The following is a 14,610-nucleotide window of genomic DNA, read 5'->3' as shown; positions in this document are numbered from 1 at the left end:
GAACGGGTTACGGCAATGTCATACATACCTACCGGCCTGATCACCGGAGCCGGATCCATTCCACCTCCATGCTCTGACGCTTACCGGCCAGGGCTGCATTCACGTCGTGGCCGAAGCTGCACTGGAGCTTGTCCACCTTCCGGATGTCGAAGGGTACCGCGGCGCTTCCTTCAAACAGGAGGGGCTGGAAGCCCGGGTACGGGCGCGGCAACAGCACCGCAGGTGCAGGCCGGAAATCGGTGAGCGGTATTTCTACGGTCGACGGGCTGGCGGGTAGCGACACGAGTGCCGACACGGCGTTGCCGTTGGCATCGATGAGGGTCAGGCGCAGCGAGCGGCCCTCCGCCGAACTTCCCCGCACCACCACCGTCGAGAAAGCGGCGTCCGGGGCACGCGAGGCCAGGTGATCGCCGACAAAGAGCTGCCAGCCGGTGAGCTGTCCGGCCGAGGGCGCGGTCATGACCGCACGGAGCAGCAGGCGGCCCGGCTCACCGGCGGCGGCGAAGCCGATGGTATTGCGGCGCCAGTCGCCGGTCCATTGCGACAGCCGGCCCCGGTCGCGGGTGGCGTCGAACAGGGCGAGCGGCGTGCTCCCGGGCGTTACGAAGGTTTGCCAGGTATCGTCGTTGGCCGCGTCCCAGGCATAGGGATTCCCTTTGACCCCGGCAGGGAACGTGTATTGTGCGCCGGAAGCCTGTTGCAGCAGCACCCGGTATTGCAGGAGCCCGCCCTCGGTCATCTCGGCCGGCACTTCACCCACAAAGGTCTGCCCGTCGCGGCGCTGCATCGGCACTGTTTTCCACTTGCCGAGCGAATGCCGCAGCTCCAGCGAGGCGCGCGCGCCGCTGTCGGCCCCACCGATGCGCACCGGCAGCTGAAAGACGCTGCCCGCAGCTACTTCGCCGGCCGGCTCGTGTACGGCATAGGGCGCGCCGGTATACGAAGCGGGCGCATAGAAGGGCGCGGTGCCCGCCGCTGCAACCCCACTTGCCGACAATTCGTATACACCCGGCTCCACGATAAAGCCATTGTCGTTGTGGATGATCCTTCCGAAGCCGGCGCTGTCGGTGCGCTGCAGCCGGAAGCCGTCCGGCAATCCCGGGAGGCGCAGCGTCATCCGCCGGGCGGCATGGTGAATGCGCACGGCCTCGCGCGATGGCGATGCCTTGCCGAAGGGATCGCGGAACCGCACCGCGTCGGGCATGACCTCGAGGCGCCAGCGGCCCTCGCTCACCTTATCGAGGAAGTAGGCGCCGGAACCGGCGTACTGCACCACCGGCGAGGAGCCCACGCCGGCGATGTGCTGCAGCGCGGCGGCATTCTTTGGCTGGGTGGTCGTGTTGTTGGTATAGTAGAACTCCTCCTCCGTATTCATCTCGCTGAGGTCCTGCCCGTAGCTGACGCGGAAGGCGTCGAAGGTGGTGTCGGCCGGGAAGGTGCCCCAGGATTTTTTCCGCGGGAGCCGGTGAAAGGCCTTGCCGGCGATGAGCAGGCTGATGGCTTTCGCCGGCGTATAGGCAAGGTTGAGAAAATGCGTCTGGTATTCGGTGTTGGCATAGGCCGTCGCCATCGGGTCGTAGGCAAACTGGGTGGCCCACTGGAAGCCCGCCGTGCGGAATGCCCGTGCCATGGCCGGGTACATGTTGGACTGGTAGATATCGCCGGCATCGAACTCGTACACCATCAGCGCGCGGGCCCGCACCGCCGGGATCGAATCGAAGAAGGGAATGTGGTAGCGGTCTACATGCGGCAGGAAATTGCCCCGTAGCTCGCGGTTGGCCACCAGGCCCGTCGGATACCACTGGAAGCTATGCCCGTCTACATTGGCGGCAGCCACCGCGCCGGCATAGGAAGGCGACTCGGAGATGTTGTAGAACACCGGTTTCGACCAGCCGGTGCTCCGCACGGCAGCGGCCATCCGGTTTACGTATTCCGTGGTACGGGCGCGCGGGCCGCTGTGGTGCGGCTCGTTGTTGATCTCCATCGCGATCACGTTGGGGTCGGCCGTGTAGGTCATCCCCGTGTAGGGGTTCACGTGCCGGAAGAACTGGCGCAGGTAATTCTCCTGTGCTACAAACGCTTCCTCCTTCACTACCGACGGACCCTTGCCGTACTTCGTGGCGAAGCCCGGCGTTTTGGTATCGGGCTCGGGGTAGCCGTTGCCCCAGAAGGCGATGGGCGTTACCAGTATTTTAATCCTTTTCTCCTTCAACCGGGCCAGGAGGTAATCGAAGAGGCGCAGGTGCTCGTTCTGCAGCAGGTTTCCGGCCGTGTCGGAGATCTCCACGTCCCACACGTGCACCCGGAAAGCGTCGAGGCCGAGGCGCGCCAGATGGTGCACATCGGCGTCGATGGCCTTTTCAAGGTCTAATCCCAGCGCCTTGTGCGAGCGGTAGCCATAGGCGAAGGGCACGGTGTAGTTGACACCAAAAAAAGCGGCCTCTTTGCCGTCGCGCGTCCAGCGGAGCACGCCGCCCTTATCTACGTATACGGGGTTGCCGGGATTGCGCTTCTGCGCGGCAGCTGTTGTTGCGATAAACAGGAAGGCGAGCTGGAGGATCCGGCGAGGGAAGAATGTGTTCATCATGTGGGTGTTGATAATCCGGGCTGATGCAGCCCGCGTTTATTGGAAAGCGGCGAGCGCCGGGGTGGGCTTGCCGGAGTTGTCGAATGCGCCGAGCGTGTAGCCCTTCCAGCCGCCGTAGGCCTGGGGCTCCCAGTACAGTACGCCAAGGCCTTTTCTATTGGGCACGGCGCGGGTCTTCCGGATGAGGTCGGCGATAAAGGGGCCGCATTCCTGGGGGCTGTCCCAGGGCATGCCCACCTCCACCACCATCACGTGCTTGTTGTAGCGCGCGGCCATATTGTTCATGTTCATGGCCACCTCGCCGTTGGTCGTAGCCCAGTTGCTGAGCGTCGGGTACACCGAGAGCCCGATGACGTCGAAGCGGGCGCCGTTGCTGACGAGCCCGCCGATGTTCCAGGTGAAGAGCCCGTTGTCCCAGCCGTTGGATACGTGTACGATCACCTTTGCCGCAGGGAATACCGATTTCACTGCCACGTAACCCGTATCAACGAGCGCCGCGTAGGCGGCCATGTTGGAAGAGGCGCGCCCCTCGGGCCAGAGCATCCCGTTGTTGGTCTCGTTGCCCACCTGCACCCATTCGGGCGTCACGCCCGCCGTTCGGAGCGCCGACAGTATATCTACGGTGTGCGCCGCGAGCGCGCCCTTCAGTCCCTGCAGGTTCAAGGCTGCCCAGGCGGCGGGCTTCGTTTGCTGCCCGGGGTCGGCCCAGGAGTCGCTGTAGTGAAAATCGACCATTACCCGCATGCCGAGCGCTTTGGCGCGCAGCGCCTTTGCCAGCACATCGTTCTTTCCGTTCCAGCCACCCGCCGGGTTTACCCATACGCGGAGGCGGATCGTGTTCATCCCAAGGCTTTTGAGGAGAGCCATCCCCTCCATTTCGGCGCCGGCGCTGTTGTAGAAGCGGCGACCGGCCGCTTCCATTTCCGTGATCCAGCTGACGTCGGCGCCTTTGGCAAAGGAGTCAGTGACGGCGACGGTGGTCGTATCCACCGGTACCGGTGGCAGGGGCGTGGGCACTGCGGGTTGGCGTTCCTTTTTGCATGAAGCAAAGCCGATGGCGGCGAGGCAGAGCAGGAGCAAAGTTCTCATGATGCTGTGTGGATCTTTACGGATGATTGACGGATGATGAGCTGCGGCTCCAGCACGATGTGGCGCGGGGCGGAACCATAGAACTTCCCGGCGGAAAGCTCAAAGAAAAGACGCGCGGCTTCCTCGCCCATGCGGATCGTTTGCTGGTCGATGGTGGAGAGCGCGGGCTCGATGTATTGGCCGAACAATTCGTTGGCAAAGCCGATGATACCGACCTGGCCGGGTACGGCGATGCCCGCGCGACGGAGGGCCTGCAGGGCGCCGAGCGCGGTATAGTCTTCGACGCAGCACACCGCGTCGGGCGGCTCGGGGAGGCGGAGCAGCGCTTCCATGCAGGCCGCGCCGGATCCGATCGAAACGTCGCCCTCACGCAGCAGCGCGCGGTCGGCAGGCAGACCGTATTTCTTCAGTGCCTTGCGGTGGCCCTTCAGGCGCTCCTTCCAGATGGGCACGTGCAGCGGCCCGGAGATATAGGCGATGCGGCGGTAGCCCTGCTGCAGGAGGTGCTCGGTGGCCATAAAGGCGGCGGCGCTGTCGTTGATGGATACGGAAGGCACTCCGGCCTCCGCGGATACGCGGTCGAAGAGCACCAGCGGCACGCCGCGGCGCTTCAGATCCTGGAGGTGTGCCAGGTCGCGTGTGCCCTTGGCGATGGAGGCCAGCACCCCGTCCACGCGCGAGCGCAGGAAGGTCTCCACGCCCTTTCGCTCGCCTTCCTCCGACTCATTGGTCTGGTAGATGAGCACCGTGTAGCCCTCCGCGGCCGCAACGCGCTCGATGCCGTGTACCACGGAGCCGAAGAACGTGATCTCGGCACTCGGGATGAGCACGCCGAGGATGCGGGAGCGACCGGAGCGCAGCGAGGCGGCAATGCTGTTGGGCTGGTAGTGGAGGCGGCGGGCCACCTTGCGTACGGCTTCCTTGGTGCGGGCCGAGATGGCCGGGTGATCGTTGAGCGCCCGCGAAACGGTGGCCGCGTTGACCTGCAGCTCGCGGGCGATGTCGTGAATGGTGACCTTCTTTGCCAAGGTGCAATCGTTTGCATGAAAATAGCGGATTTACCACTGCCGGGTAAAAAAATGTCTCGCGATAACGCTTTGATGATCAGGTGACTGCTTCCCGGCGCCCGGAAACCGCGCTGCACTGATCGACAAAAAGCCTAAATTACAGGCACGCCCCGTCTATTTAACCCACGACCAACTATGAGCAAAGATCGTTACGGCCGCAACCCGAACCGGCCCCTCTATGCCTTCGGCATCGTACTAACGGTGATCACGGTGCTCGTGATCCTCTGGCTGCAGCTGCAGGCCAACTGAGGGCGAACCGCACCGCTTTGCGGATCCCGCCGGAATCCCTACTTTTAACGCCCGGAGGAACGTTCCCCCGGAACAGAAGTTGATTGTTCATGCAAGAAGCCTTACTTCAGTTCAGCGACCTCCGGGGGCTGACGTCTTTTTTCAAATCACTGGATGAGCGGCCTTACCGCATCAATATCGCGCAGCTTACCCTGAGCGGCCACTTTACCGCGCCGGAGCTCGACCGCGTCAACCAGTGCGACCCGGCTGCCCGGATCCAGCTTCCCGGCGCCGGCGGCGCCGCGCCCGCACCGCGCTCCTGATCCACTTTCCTGTTAAAAACCCCCACGCCGGCTCCCGCAGCCAACAAGTTCCGGGGGCAAAACTGCCAGATGCCCCCATCCTGACGTATCTTGCTGCTTGTAAAGGCCCGGCCTTTTTCATCAACGATCATTTATGGCGAAATCAAAAGCAAGCTTTCACAAAAAGGAACTCGAGCGCAAAAAGCAGAAGCAGCGCCAGGAGAAGCAGGAAAAGATGCAGGAGCGGAAAAGCGCTCCAAAGAAGAGCCTCGACGACATGATGGCCTACCTGGATGAGGACGGCAACCTGACGTCGGCGCCGCCGGACCCGGGCAAGAAGCGCGAGTTCACCCTCGAAGAAATCCCCGACGTGGTGGCCCGCCGCACCGATGAGGCTGCCGACGCCGGACCGCGCAACGGCACGGTATCATTCTTCAACAAGGCCAAAGGCTTCGGCTTTATCGTGGATGCCCGCTCCGGCGAGCGCATCTTCGTGCACATCGAGCAATGCACCGAGCCCATCATGGAAACCGACAAGGTCACCTTCGAGGTCACCGACGGCGACCGTGGCCCCGTGGCCCTCAACGTACGCAAGCAGTAATGACCGCAGCGCCTCGTCCCGGGTTAGCAGAACGGCGCTCCGGCGCCGATTTCCGTTTACACCTTTTCGCCGATCCCGTCATGTGCTATCTTTCCGCTACCCTTAAACCAACTTCATGGCTAAAGTAACCTTTGACAACACAAACAACCAGTTCTTCCGGTCGCTCCGGCTATCGGTGGAAGCTTATTTCAAGGAGCGCGGGCTGTCTAAGACCGGCGGCTGGAAGCTCTACCACAAGGCACTCGTGCTCTTTCCCCTTGGCATCGGCCTTTATACCGTGCTGCTCCTCGACCTCCTGCCGGCCTTCCCCGCCCTGCTGGCCTGCGGGCTCCTCGGCTGCGTCATCTCCAGCCTCGGCTTCAACGTGATGCACGACGCCTGCCACGGCTCCTACTCCAATAAGAAGTGGGTCAACAACGTGATGGGCCTTACCATGAACGTACTCGGCGGCAACGCCTTTTTCTGGAAGCAGAAACACAACATCATCCACCACACCTATACCAACATCGAAGGCCTCGACGACGACATCGCGCAGAGCAAGTGGCTGCGCCAGAGCCCCTCGCAGGCCTGGATGAAGGTGCACCGCTACCAGCACGTGTACCTCACGCTCGCCTACGGCCTCTCCCTGATGCACTGGGTTGCCTTCCGCGACTTCGTGAAGTATTTCACCGGGCGCGTACACAATACGCCCCTGCCGCCGATGGACTTCGCCGAGCACCTTACTTTCTGGATCAGCAAGGCCTTCTATTACTTCGTATACATCATCTTCCCGATCATGGTGCTCGGCCCGCTGCCCTGGCTGGCCGGATACGTCACCATGAACTTTGTGGCCGGCGTGGTGCTCTCCTACACCTTCCAGCTGGCGCACGCCGTGGAAGGACCCGAATTCGAGTCGGTGGGCGACGAAGACCGGGTGATCGGAACGGAGTGGGCGATCCACCAGCTGCGCACGACGGCCAACTTCGCGCCGCGCAACCGCTTCGTCAACTGGTTCGTGGGCGGCCTCAACTACCAGGTGGAGCACCACCTCTTCCCGCGGATCAGCCACATCCATTACCCCGCCCTCAGCGCCATCGTGCAGGAGCATTGCCGCCGCTTCGGCGTTCCCTACCACAGCTTCCCCACGGTATCGTCGGCCATCGCGTCGCACGTGCGCACCATGAAGCGCCTCGGCCAGGGCGTTACGCAACTGAGCTACGTGACCACCAATGCCGGCAGGCCGGTGTTGGCCACGGCGGAATGATCCGGCCGGAGAAATTATTTGAAGCCCCTGCTACGCAGGGGCTTTTCTTTTGCGCAGGAGAGTAGCATTCCCTGAAAAGTTGTTCAAAGCAAACTGGTTGGCCAGCAAAGCCGCAAGCGGCCTTTTACACGCAGCGACGCGGCGGGTGGCGGCGCAGCGAAGTGGCTATGTGCGAAGAATTCTCCTTTGCATTTTATCGTCGCGCCGTTGTGCCGTCGCGCCGTCGCGTGCCGAGGCCGCTTGCGGCCTCCGCAAAAGTGACGGCCCACAGAATGTGGCGATCTCATGAGCACTTGTTGGAAGCACATGATCTTAACCAGTCGCCAAGTCTTTTACTGCCGGGCCGCATCGTACTGAACGAATTGCACCAGGTTGCCGTCGGGGTCGGCGATGATGAAGGTGCGGAGCCCGAAGTTGCGGTCGTGGATCAGCGGCAGGTGGAACAGAACGCCCTTCGCTTTCAGCCGGCGCTCCCAGGCTTCGATGTCCGGCACGCGGAAGGAGACCTTGTTGAACCCGGCGAGGCGCGGATCGTTGAAGCGGTCGTAGCCCGGCACCTTGCTGCCGATCCCGAACACGGTGCGCTTGCCCACGAGCTCCAGCAGGAAGGAGTCGCGCTTCAGGAACACGATGCGCAGGCTGTCGCGCTCCGGCAGGTCGATCTCCCGCACGGTCGAAAACCCGAGCCGGTCCCGGTACCATTCCGTAGCAATACGGATGTCGGTGACGACGATGCTCAGGAGGTCGGGCGCAAGGCGGCTGCTGTCGCGGGCCTGGGCAGCGGCGGATATCCCGGCGCCCAACAGCAGCACGGACATCGTCAGTAGCTTCCGGAGCGGAGCATAGCGGGGCAAGAGGAAGGGAAGCTTCATCGGTTTCATCGTTTTAGTTCGCGATCGGGACACGTAGTATTACGGAACGCTGCAGCGAGTCGAACACCCGCTCCATGCCCTTCCAGTGCCGGTTGAACAGGGCCAGGTTGGTGCGCCCGAGCACGAGCAGCTCGTTGCCGCTGACGGCGGCGGTGGTGGGCATGAGCAGCAGCGAGTCGGCACCGCGTATCGTTTCTGCCCCGTCGAGGTAGCCTTCGGCCGTGAGGCGGTAACGGATGATGCGGTGCTGCTCCGGGCGGTCGTGGGGCCAGCCGATCACCCCGATGAGGCTGCTGCCGTGCAGGAGCAGTCCGTCAACGGCATAATCGGTACGGGTGCCGCGGGTTACGGACACCGCTTCCTTCGTGGCCAGGTCGACCCGTTGAACACCCTTGTCGCCGGAGGCTACGAACAGGAGGCGGCCGTCGGCCGAGCTGGCGATCCCGTTGGCATAGGAGAAGGCAGGCTGCCGGCTCCAGAGTTCCAGGGCGCTGCCGCCGGGTGGCAGCCGGAAGACCGCCCCGCGATAGGTATCGGTAACATAGACACTGCCATCGGGATGCAGCGCCAGGTCGTTCAGGAACAGGGCGGAGTCGTGCAGGTAGCGCCCGGTGATACGGCGCGCCGTGAGGTCATAGCGGAAAAGTCCGGGTGCCTTGCTGCCGTCGAGCAGGGCGCTGCACATCCACAGGGTGCTGCCGTCGGTGCTGACCTTCATGCCAAGGCCCATCAGGAAGCCCTCGCTGCCGGCAGGGAAGAGCTCCTGCAGCCAGCCGTCGGCACGCACCTGCACCACCTTGCGCCGGTGCAGGCTGCTTACATACACGGCACCGCTCACCGGGTTCACCGCGATGCCTTCGGGGATGAGCGCCGCATCGCGGAGCGTCGTGACGGCGGCAGGCGATGGCGCCGGTTTGCGGGCCCGGCAGGCGGCAAGCGCGAGGCAAAGCAAAAAGAAGAAACAGGTGCGCATCAGCGGGAGTTATCGCCAAATGTAAGGGTAGCGCGGCGCGGGTGGGTACCGCTTGTCACAGCAGGAGAAGGGTTTAGGTGGTTTAGGAGGTTTAGCAGGTTTAGCAGGTTGTGTATCCGGGGCACCTAAGGCGCTCCATTTGCCACCGGGGTGAAAACAGCATCACCCTCAGGACGGTTGCGAACTCTTGAGCAAGATCACAGATCCCAGATCTGACATCTGAGATCCTTCGTGGCCCGGCGCTTGCAACAACCCGGTCGCACTCAACTATACCATATGATCGACCTTGCTCCCAATCGTTCCCTCGTGCAGCGTCTTGCCCAGGCCGGGCTCATCGCCAAAGGCGTGCTCTACAGCCTGCTGGGCGCGCTGGCCTTCATGGCGGCCTTTCACATCAACGGGCACTCGACGCAGGAAGCGGATACCTCCGGCGTGCTGGGCTTCATCCACGAACAGACGGGCGGACAGCTCCTGCTCGGCGCCATCGCCGTTGGCCTCGCCTGCTACAGCCTCTGGCGCGGGATCCAGGCTTTTGGTGATACGGAGCGCGAGGGGCGCGACGCCAAAGGCTGGGCATCGCGGGGCCGCTACCTGCTTAGCGGGCTTGCCTACGCTTCGCTGGCCTTCGCCGCGGCACGCCTCCTTTTTTCGGGTAGTGGCTCATCGGGCGACCAAAAGCAGCAGCTGGCGCAGGAAACCCTCTCGAAGCCTTTTGGGGCAGTGGTTACCGGTATTGCGGCACTGGTGCTCATCGGTATTGGCGTCTTCCAGTTTTACTACGCCTACAAGGAGAAATACCTGAAGCATGTGGACGGCGACACGAGTGCCACCCTGCGCCTCGCCGGCAAGATCGGCTACTGTGCCCGCGGGGCCGTCTGGATCCTTCTCGGATGGCTCTTCGGTAAGGCAGCGCTGAGCAGCAATGCCCGCGAGGCCGGCGATACCTCCAAGGCCTTCGGCTTTCTCTCGGACGGCGGCTACGGCACCTACCTGCTGGCGGTGATCGGCGCGGGGCTGCTCTGCTACGGTGTATTCAACTTTATCCGCGCGCGCCACGAGCGGCCGGGCCGGGGCCACTACTGATGGGCAGCAAACCATTGACGTCAAACGACATAAAAAAGCCACCGGCTCCTGTTGCAGGGCCGGTGGCTTTTTTCTTAGATGCAGGTTGATCAGCGATTGGGGTTGTGCGTCGTGGTCGTATGCACATGATGGTTATCCCGGCGCTTCAGGCCCAGCAGGCCCAGAAGACCCAGCAGGCCGGCAAGACCGATCTTACCAGAATCATCATCATCATCATCGCGGTCATCGTTGGCCGCCGTCGTTGTCGTCGTCGTGTTCTCTGTTGTCTGCGCCATGGCAGGAGCCGTAAAGAACAGGCCTGCGCTCAGCGCCAGTACAGCAAAGCTTCTTGTTACCTTCTTCATCTTAATTTGATTTTGGTTAAGAATATGGGATGAACACAATGACCGTACCATACTCCCCTTTTTGCGTACCTGCATTACCGTGAGCCCTTAGAGCGGCCGGCTGCTGCCAGGCTGCAGCGGGTCGATGTTGCGGTCGGTGTTCCCACTCCGATCCGTAGTTCCACGGTCGGAGCTACCGGTGCGGTCGACATTGATCTCGGTGTTGCGCACCGTATCGCGGATCGTCTCGTCGCGCTCGGTCACCTCCTTGGATACGCGCACTTCCTCCACTACGCGGGCGTCCTTGTTCACCACCGGAACCTCGTTGTGCTCCCGCACCTCGATGTCGCGGTCCTGGAAGGCGCTCCGGTCGGCATCGCTCACCGGGCGGTTCACCGGCTCGCGCTCGATATGCACATGCTCCTCACGGAGACGCACATGCTCTTCCACGGGGCGCTCCACGATGCGGCTGCGCACGCGCACTCCGCCGCCTTCCACTTCGCGCTTTCCTACCTCGAGGTGCTCCTCGACCCTCGGGATCGTAGTACCCCGGTCGGCCGAAACATCGCCCCGGTGGCCGGCTTCCGCGCTTCGCGTATTGCCGACGCCATAAGAGCGCGCCCGGTCGTCCACGTCGATGGCGCCGCTGTTGTCGAGGATATCGGCAGCCACGCGTGCTTCTGCTGCATCGCGCGCATGTACGGTCACGATCGCGGAGGCGCGCTCGGCAACCCGGCTGTAGCGGTCACTTTCATCCTTATCGCTGCCACCGAACAGGTTGTTGAAGAAGTCCGTGATGGCGTTCGTATTGCGTCCTTTCTCGTCCACCGTCCGTCCTTCACCCGTTACATGGTCGGTGTTCCGGTCGGCGCCGGCTTTCGTTGCCGTACTGCCGGCGGCGCCCGAACCGGACCTCGACACGTCTACACGGTCGCGGCCGATGCCACGCGCTTCCAATTGCTCTACGGCACGTTGTGCCTGCGACTGCTCATCAAAGAGCCCGATTACTGTTTGAGACATAATTACCTCCAGTTTTTTTTAAAGATTCAATGGCGCACCGCTACGGCGATGCGGGCTGTTGCTGCCACCAAAGTCGTGCCTTCTTTACCGCACGGGGAAAAGGTTGCCCCGCGCCGCGCACCTGCTTTTTGCTATCTTCCCGCCATGATGAAATACCTGCTTCTTCCCTGCGCCTGCCTTGCCCTGCAGGCAGCGGCCCAGGGACCGGCGGTGAGTGCCCGGGTGCGCGCCGCCATGGATCGTGTCGACAGCAACAGCATTCGCGGCCACGTGGCCTACCTCGCCGACGACCGCCTGCGCGGCCGCCTTCCCGGCACCGAAGGCTATCAGCTTGCGGTGGACTATGTGACTGAGCAATTCAAAAAAATGGGTGTGAAGCCCGGCGGCGATGCGGGCGCCTATACGCAAAAGCTGCTCATCCGCAAGTCGCTCGTGACGAACGCTTCCGCTTATGCCGTGCTGAAAGACGCGGCCGGCAACAGCGACTCGCTCACGCTGCAGCGTGACTTCCTTCCGGTGCCGCACCCGATGCGCACGCAGACGTCGGCCAGCGGCGGGCTCGTGTTCGTGGGCTACGGCCTCGACGTTCCCGGTGAATATTCCGATTACAATAACGTAGACGTGAAAGGCAAGATCGTGGTGCTGCTCACCGGTGCCCCGGACGGCTTCCCGTCCACGATCACCGCGCACCTTTCGAACATGGGCAGCAAGTTCAATGCGGCGGCAGCCCGCGGCGCCGCGGGCGTGATCGTGATCAACCCCGCGCTGCGTCCGGGAAATCCAACGAATCCTCCCGTACTGCAAAGCAACGCGGCGCTCAACCCCGACCGCTCGGCGGTGTACTCAAGGCACTTCACCGGCAACACAGGCATCGCGCTCAATGCCGGACGGGTGCTGCTCCACCGCCTGCTGATGAACAGCGGCAAGAATATCGAGCAGGTACTTGCCGGGCTGAAAAGCCGCAAGCCGGCCTCCTTCGAGCTGCCCTACACGCTCAGCGCCGGCTACAGCACCACGCATACCGACATTGAAAGCTACAACGTAGTGGGCCTCATCCCCGGCGACGACCGCCGGCTGCGCAGCGAATATGTAGTGCACTCCGCGCACCTCGATCACCTCGGCGTAGGCAAGCCCGTGAACGGCGACTCCATCTACAACGGGGCACACGATAATGCCTCGGGCGTAGCCTCCCTGCTCGAGATCGCGCGCATCTACCGCAGCAGCGGCGTGCGCCCGAAGCGCTCCATCCTGATGGTGCTCGTGACCGGCGAGGAGATGGGCCTGATCGGCTCCTCGTATTTCGCCGCCAATCCTACCGTGCCCAAAGGCTCCATCGTGGCCGACGTCAATACCGACATGCCTACGGTGATCGCGCCGCTGCTATCGGTGGTGCCCCTCGGCGCCGAGCATTCCACGATGATGCAGCATGTGCAGTTTGCCGCCAAACAGCTTGGCCTCGACGTGGAGAAAGATCCGGAGCCGACCGAGAACCGCTTTGTGCGCAGCGACCAGTATAGCTTTGTGCTGAGCGGCGTGCCGGCCTTACACATCAAGTACGGCAACAAGAGCGACGTGCCCGGCTTCGACCTCGTGTCGTTCGTAAAGCAGTGGCGCGCCAAATACTATCACCAGACGGCCGACAACCTCGAGACGGGCATCTTCAACTTCGGCGCCGCCCGCAAGTACGTGCACCTCAACTTCCTCGTCTCCTACTCCATTGCGCAGACGGCTACGCGCCCGGCCTGGAACAAAGGCGACCTGTTTGCCCCGTCGGAGCAGCAACCGTAATACTACGGACGATACCCACGCCTTCCCACAACAAAAGCCACCTCACGGTGGCTTTTGTGTTCACCGGATGTACCGGTGGTTGGTATCCTTCACAGGAGGGGTCAGGGGAGGCCGGGCAACGGCAGGAACTCAGAGTCGGGAAACGACCACGTCCTGCACCTGGCTCACGCGGGAGCTGATGAGGTAGGCCTGGGCTTCTTTCGACTTGCGGCTGTTGAGGCGGAGCACGAGCTTCATGTCCTCGACGCCAAGGTCTTCGACCTGGAAGCGCTTCGAGAAGGAGCCCGAGCGGATCCGGGTGCTGTAGAGAACGACGCCGGCCTCGTCGGAGATCGTGAGCTCCAGCGGTTCGCCGCCGGTCTGATCAACATAAACATCGAATACCGGGAGGCCGCCGATGAGGCCGGCATCCTGCACCGAAACCCGCGGCTTCGCAGGCTCTTCTTCCTGCGCACGGGCAGACACAGGGAGCAGCAGCGAGCCGAAGCAGGCGGCAAGCAGCACGAAGGAGGAAAGACGAGTGGAAAATGTGCGTACGTAAGGGCTGATGTGTTTTTTCATATGTTACCTTTTGTTGTAAAAAAATCTTTACAGCAAAACAACCGTCGTCATCAGCAAGCAACCGGTTGAACCGTGCCGGAGCGGAGCACATGCTCCTTCACAGCGATACAAAAATAGCGGCCTGCTTTCGGCGCGGCGGAACAACCTGCGGGCCATTTTCGGATTGTCAGTCCGATCTCCGAGAGCCGAAACCTACGCGCAGCAAAGGTTTCAGAAAACGAAACGGCTTTTCGCCAACGGCTGCATCACCTTCCGGAATGCGCCGGCAATCCTGCCCGCTTACGCAACCTTGGCGGCACGGTGGATACCTCCTGGCGGAGCGATGGGTACACGCCCCACCCTGCAGCGCCTGCAGGTGAGGCTGAAAATACCCCGGGCGAAAAATTGATGAGACCTGAGCTGCATGTAGCCGCCAAACTGCTCCCGCCCGTACTTCTACGGAGGCCCTAATAGAAGAAGGGAGCCGGCGGGCTCCCTTCGTTCACGAGGCAATACATTCCACGCTGGTCGCGCTCAGCCACGATTGCGGTGTTGGGCCGGGTCCAGGCTGCCGGATTGCAGGCGCCGGTGCAGCGCGATGCTTAGGGTGGTGACCTGGAAACGGTGCTCCTGCACCTGCTCCCAGGGGGTACCGTTGAGCAGCGACGAGCGCAACTCCGACAGGGCCTGGGCGTATTCCAGCTGCAACCCGTCGAGGTCCATCCGGGTGATCTCTTGTTCTTCAATGCGTCCCATAATAAAACGGGGTTTGGGTCAGTAGACCGGTAAAAAATGGTGTTTTTCAATAAGTTAGCAAGGAGGATATTTCGAACGGCGTGCCAAAACGGGCGATACCGGCTCTGGTATGCAATTTGATTATAATTTGTTTAACAA

14 protein-coding genes are annotated in these 14,610 nt (G+C 62.4%); 5 read left to right on the top strand and 9 right to left on the bottom strand.

Annotation, left to right across the window (positions count from 1 at the left end; translation table 11 throughout):
• Positions 1 to 40: 40 nt before the first annotated feature.
• From ABD937_RS15265 to ABD937_RS15255, 3 genes are read right to left on the bottom strand one after another with little or no spacing between them, the layout of a single operon-like run.
• Positions 41 to 2,587 (bottom strand): glycoside hydrolase 5 family protein, encoded by a 2,547-nt coding sequence (locus ABD937_RS15265; protein WP_345256624.1) that lies wholly within the window; start codon positions 2,585 to 2,587, stop codon positions 41 to 43.
• Between the two features lie 36 nt (positions 2,588 to 2,623).
• Complete coding sequence (locus ABD937_RS15260) at positions 2,624 to 3,676, bottom strand: glycoside hydrolase family 53 protein (RefSeq protein WP_345256623.1); 1,053 nt, start codon at positions 3,674 to 3,676, stop codon at positions 2,624 to 2,626.
• Positions 3,673 to 4,704 (bottom strand): LacI family DNA-binding transcriptional regulator, encoded by a 1,032-nt coding sequence (locus tag ABD937_RS15255; protein ID WP_345256622.1) that lies wholly within the window; start codon positions 4,702 to 4,704, stop codon positions 3,673 to 3,675. The genes ABD937_RS15260 and ABD937_RS15255 overlap by 4 nt, the downstream gene beginning before the upstream one ends.
• A 377-nt stretch (positions 4,705 to 5,081) precedes the next feature.
• Between ABD937_RS15255 and ABD937_RS15250 the strand changes: the two genes are divergently transcribed.
• The 3 genes from ABD937_RS15250 to ABD937_RS15240 all read left to right on the top strand — a co-directional run bounded on the left by ABD937_RS15250 (position 5,082) and on the right by ABD937_RS15240 (position 7,117).
• Positions 5,082 to 5,294, top strand: coding sequence for a hypothetical protein (locus ABD937_RS15250; protein WP_345256621.1), 213 nt, complete (start codon positions 5,082 to 5,084; stop codon positions 5,292 to 5,294).
• Positions 5,295 to 5,427: 133 nt separating this feature from the next.
• Complete coding sequence (locus ABD937_RS15245) at positions 5,428 to 5,874, top strand: cold shock domain-containing protein (RefSeq protein ID WP_345256620.1); 447 nt, start codon at positions 5,428 to 5,430, stop codon at positions 5,872 to 5,874.
• A 115-nt stretch (positions 5,875 to 5,989) separates the two neighbouring features.
• Positions 5,990 to 7,117 carry a fatty acid desaturase family protein gene (locus ABD937_RS15240; RefSeq protein ID WP_345256619.1) on the top strand — a complete coding sequence of 376 codons (1,128 nt, stop codon included), beginning with the start codon at positions 5,990 to 5,992 and terminating at the stop codon, positions 7,115 to 7,117.
• A gap of 332 nt (positions 7,118 to 7,449) precedes the next feature.
• Here the strand turns inward: ABD937_RS15240 and ABD937_RS15235 are convergent, their stop codons facing one another.
• On the bottom strand, positions 7,450 to 7,989 hold the full coding sequence (locus ABD937_RS15235; RefSeq protein ID WP_345256618.1) for a VOC family protein: 540 nt from the start codon (positions 7,987 to 7,989) through the stop codon (positions 7,450 to 7,452).
• 13 nt (positions 7,990 to 8,002) lie between these two features.
• A complete protein-coding gene (locus ABD937_RS15230; RefSeq protein WP_345256617.1) occupies positions 8,003 to 8,962 on the bottom strand; it encodes an SMP-30/gluconolactonase/LRE family protein in 960 nt (319 codons plus the stop codon).
• Positions 8,963 to 9,238: 276 nt separating this feature from the next.
• Here ABD937_RS15230 and ABD937_RS15225 point away from each other — a divergent pair, with 276 nt between their 5' ends.
• On the top strand, positions 9,239 to 10,045 hold the full coding sequence (locus ABD937_RS15225) for a DUF1206 domain-containing protein (protein WP_345256616.1): 807 nt from the start codon (positions 9,239 to 9,241) through the stop codon (positions 10,043 to 10,045).
• Positions 10,046 to 10,134: 89 nt separating this feature from the next.
• Here the strand turns inward: ABD937_RS15225 and ABD937_RS15220 are convergent, their stop codons facing one another.
• Together ABD937_RS15220 and ABD937_RS15215 are read right to left on the bottom strand one after the other, a co-directional pair.
• Positions 10,135 to 10,389 carry a WGxxGxxG family protein gene (locus ABD937_RS15220; RefSeq protein ID WP_345256615.1) on the bottom strand — a complete coding sequence of 85 codons (255 nt, stop codon included), beginning with the start codon at positions 10,387 to 10,389 and terminating at the stop codon, positions 10,135 to 10,137.
• Between the two features lie 87 nt (positions 10,390 to 10,476).
• Positions 10,477 to 11,388: a YsnF/AvaK domain-containing protein gene (locus ABD937_RS15215; RefSeq protein WP_345256614.1), complete on the bottom strand. Its 912-nt coding sequence runs from the start codon at positions 11,386 to 11,388 to the stop codon at positions 10,477 to 10,479.
• 144 nt (positions 11,389 to 11,532) lie between these two features.
• On the opposite strand from ABD937_RS15215, the gene ABD937_RS15210 reads away from it, so the two are divergent.
• Entirely contained in the window at positions 11,533 to 13,176 is a 1,644-nt protein-coding gene (locus ABD937_RS15210; protein WP_345256613.1) for a M28 family peptidase, read from the top strand.
• Between the two features lie 129 nt (positions 13,177 to 13,305).
• Here ABD937_RS15210 and ABD937_RS15205 read toward each other — a convergent pair whose 3' ends face one another.
• Together ABD937_RS15205 and ABD937_RS15200 are read right to left on the bottom strand one after the other, a co-directional pair.
• Positions 13,306 to 13,737, bottom strand: coding sequence for a hypothetical protein (locus tag ABD937_RS15205; RefSeq protein ID WP_345256612.1), 432 nt, complete (start codon positions 13,735 to 13,737; stop codon positions 13,306 to 13,308).
• 513 nt (positions 13,738 to 14,250) lie between these two features.
• Complete coding sequence (locus ABD937_RS15200) at positions 14,251 to 14,472, bottom strand: hypothetical protein (protein WP_345256611.1); 222 nt, start codon at positions 14,470 to 14,472, stop codon at positions 14,251 to 14,253.
• Positions 14,473 to 14,610: the final 138 nt, after the last annotated feature.

Origin of the sequence: Flaviaestuariibacter amylovorans, from assembly GCF_039541815.1 — a bacterium.
In the GTDB taxonomy this organism is placed as follows: domain Bacteria; phylum Bacteroidota; class Bacteroidia; order Chitinophagales; family Chitinophagaceae; genus Flavisolibacter; species Flavisolibacter amylovorans.
Note: the sequence above shows the minus strand (reverse complement) of the source record. Positions and strands in the feature narration are given on the sequence as shown.

Excerpts from the sequence above, each read along its gene's own strand:
- ABD937_RS15265 (WP_345256624.1), bottom strand. The coding sequence starts at position 2,587 with ATGATGAACACATTCTTCCCTCGCCGGATCCTCCAGCTCGCCTTCCTG.
- ABD937_RS15260 (WP_345256623.1), bottom strand. The coding sequence starts at position 3,676 with ATGAGAACTTTGCTCCTGCTCTGCCTCGCCGCCATCGGCTTTGCTTCA.
- ABD937_RS15250 (WP_345256621.1), top strand. The coding sequence starts at position 5,082 with ATGCAAGAAGCCTTACTTCAGTTCAGCGACCTCCGGGGGCTGACGTCT.
- ABD937_RS15245 (WP_345256620.1), top strand. The coding sequence starts at position 5,428 with ATGGCGAAATCAAAAGCAAGCTTTCACAAAAAGGAACTCGAGCGCAAA.
- ABD937_RS15240 (WP_345256619.1), top strand. The coding sequence starts at position 5,990 with ATGGCTAAAGTAACCTTTGACAACACAAACAACCAGTTCTTCCGGTCG.
- ABD937_RS15235 (WP_345256618.1), bottom strand. The coding sequence starts at position 7,989 with ATGAAGCTTCCCTTCCTCTTGCCCCGCTATGCTCCGCTCCGGAAGCTA.
- ABD937_RS15230 (WP_345256617.1), bottom strand. The coding sequence starts at position 8,962 with ATGCGCACCTGTTTCTTCTTTTTGCTTTGCCTCGCGCTTGCCGCCTGC.
- ABD937_RS15225 (WP_345256616.1), top strand. The coding sequence starts at position 9,239 with ATGATCGACCTTGCTCCCAATCGTTCCCTCGTGCAGCGTCTTGCCCAG.
- ABD937_RS15220 (WP_345256615.1), bottom strand. The coding sequence starts at position 10,389 with ATGAAGAAGGTAACAAGAAGCTTTGCTGTACTGGCGCTGAGCGCAGGC.
- ABD937_RS15215 (WP_345256614.1), bottom strand. The coding sequence starts at position 11,388 with ATGTCTCAAACAGTAATCGGGCTCTTTGATGAGCAGTCGCAGGCACAA.
- ABD937_RS15210 (WP_345256613.1), top strand. The coding sequence starts at position 11,533 with ATGATGAAATACCTGCTTCTTCCCTGCGCCTGCCTTGCCCTGCAGGCA.
- ABD937_RS15205 (WP_345256612.1), bottom strand. The coding sequence starts at position 13,737 with ATGAAAAAACACATCAGCCCTTACGTACGCACATTTTCCACTCGTCTT.
- ABD937_RS15200 (WP_345256611.1), bottom strand. The coding sequence starts at position 14,472 with ATGGGACGCATTGAAGAACAAGAGATCACCCGGATGGACCTCGACGGG.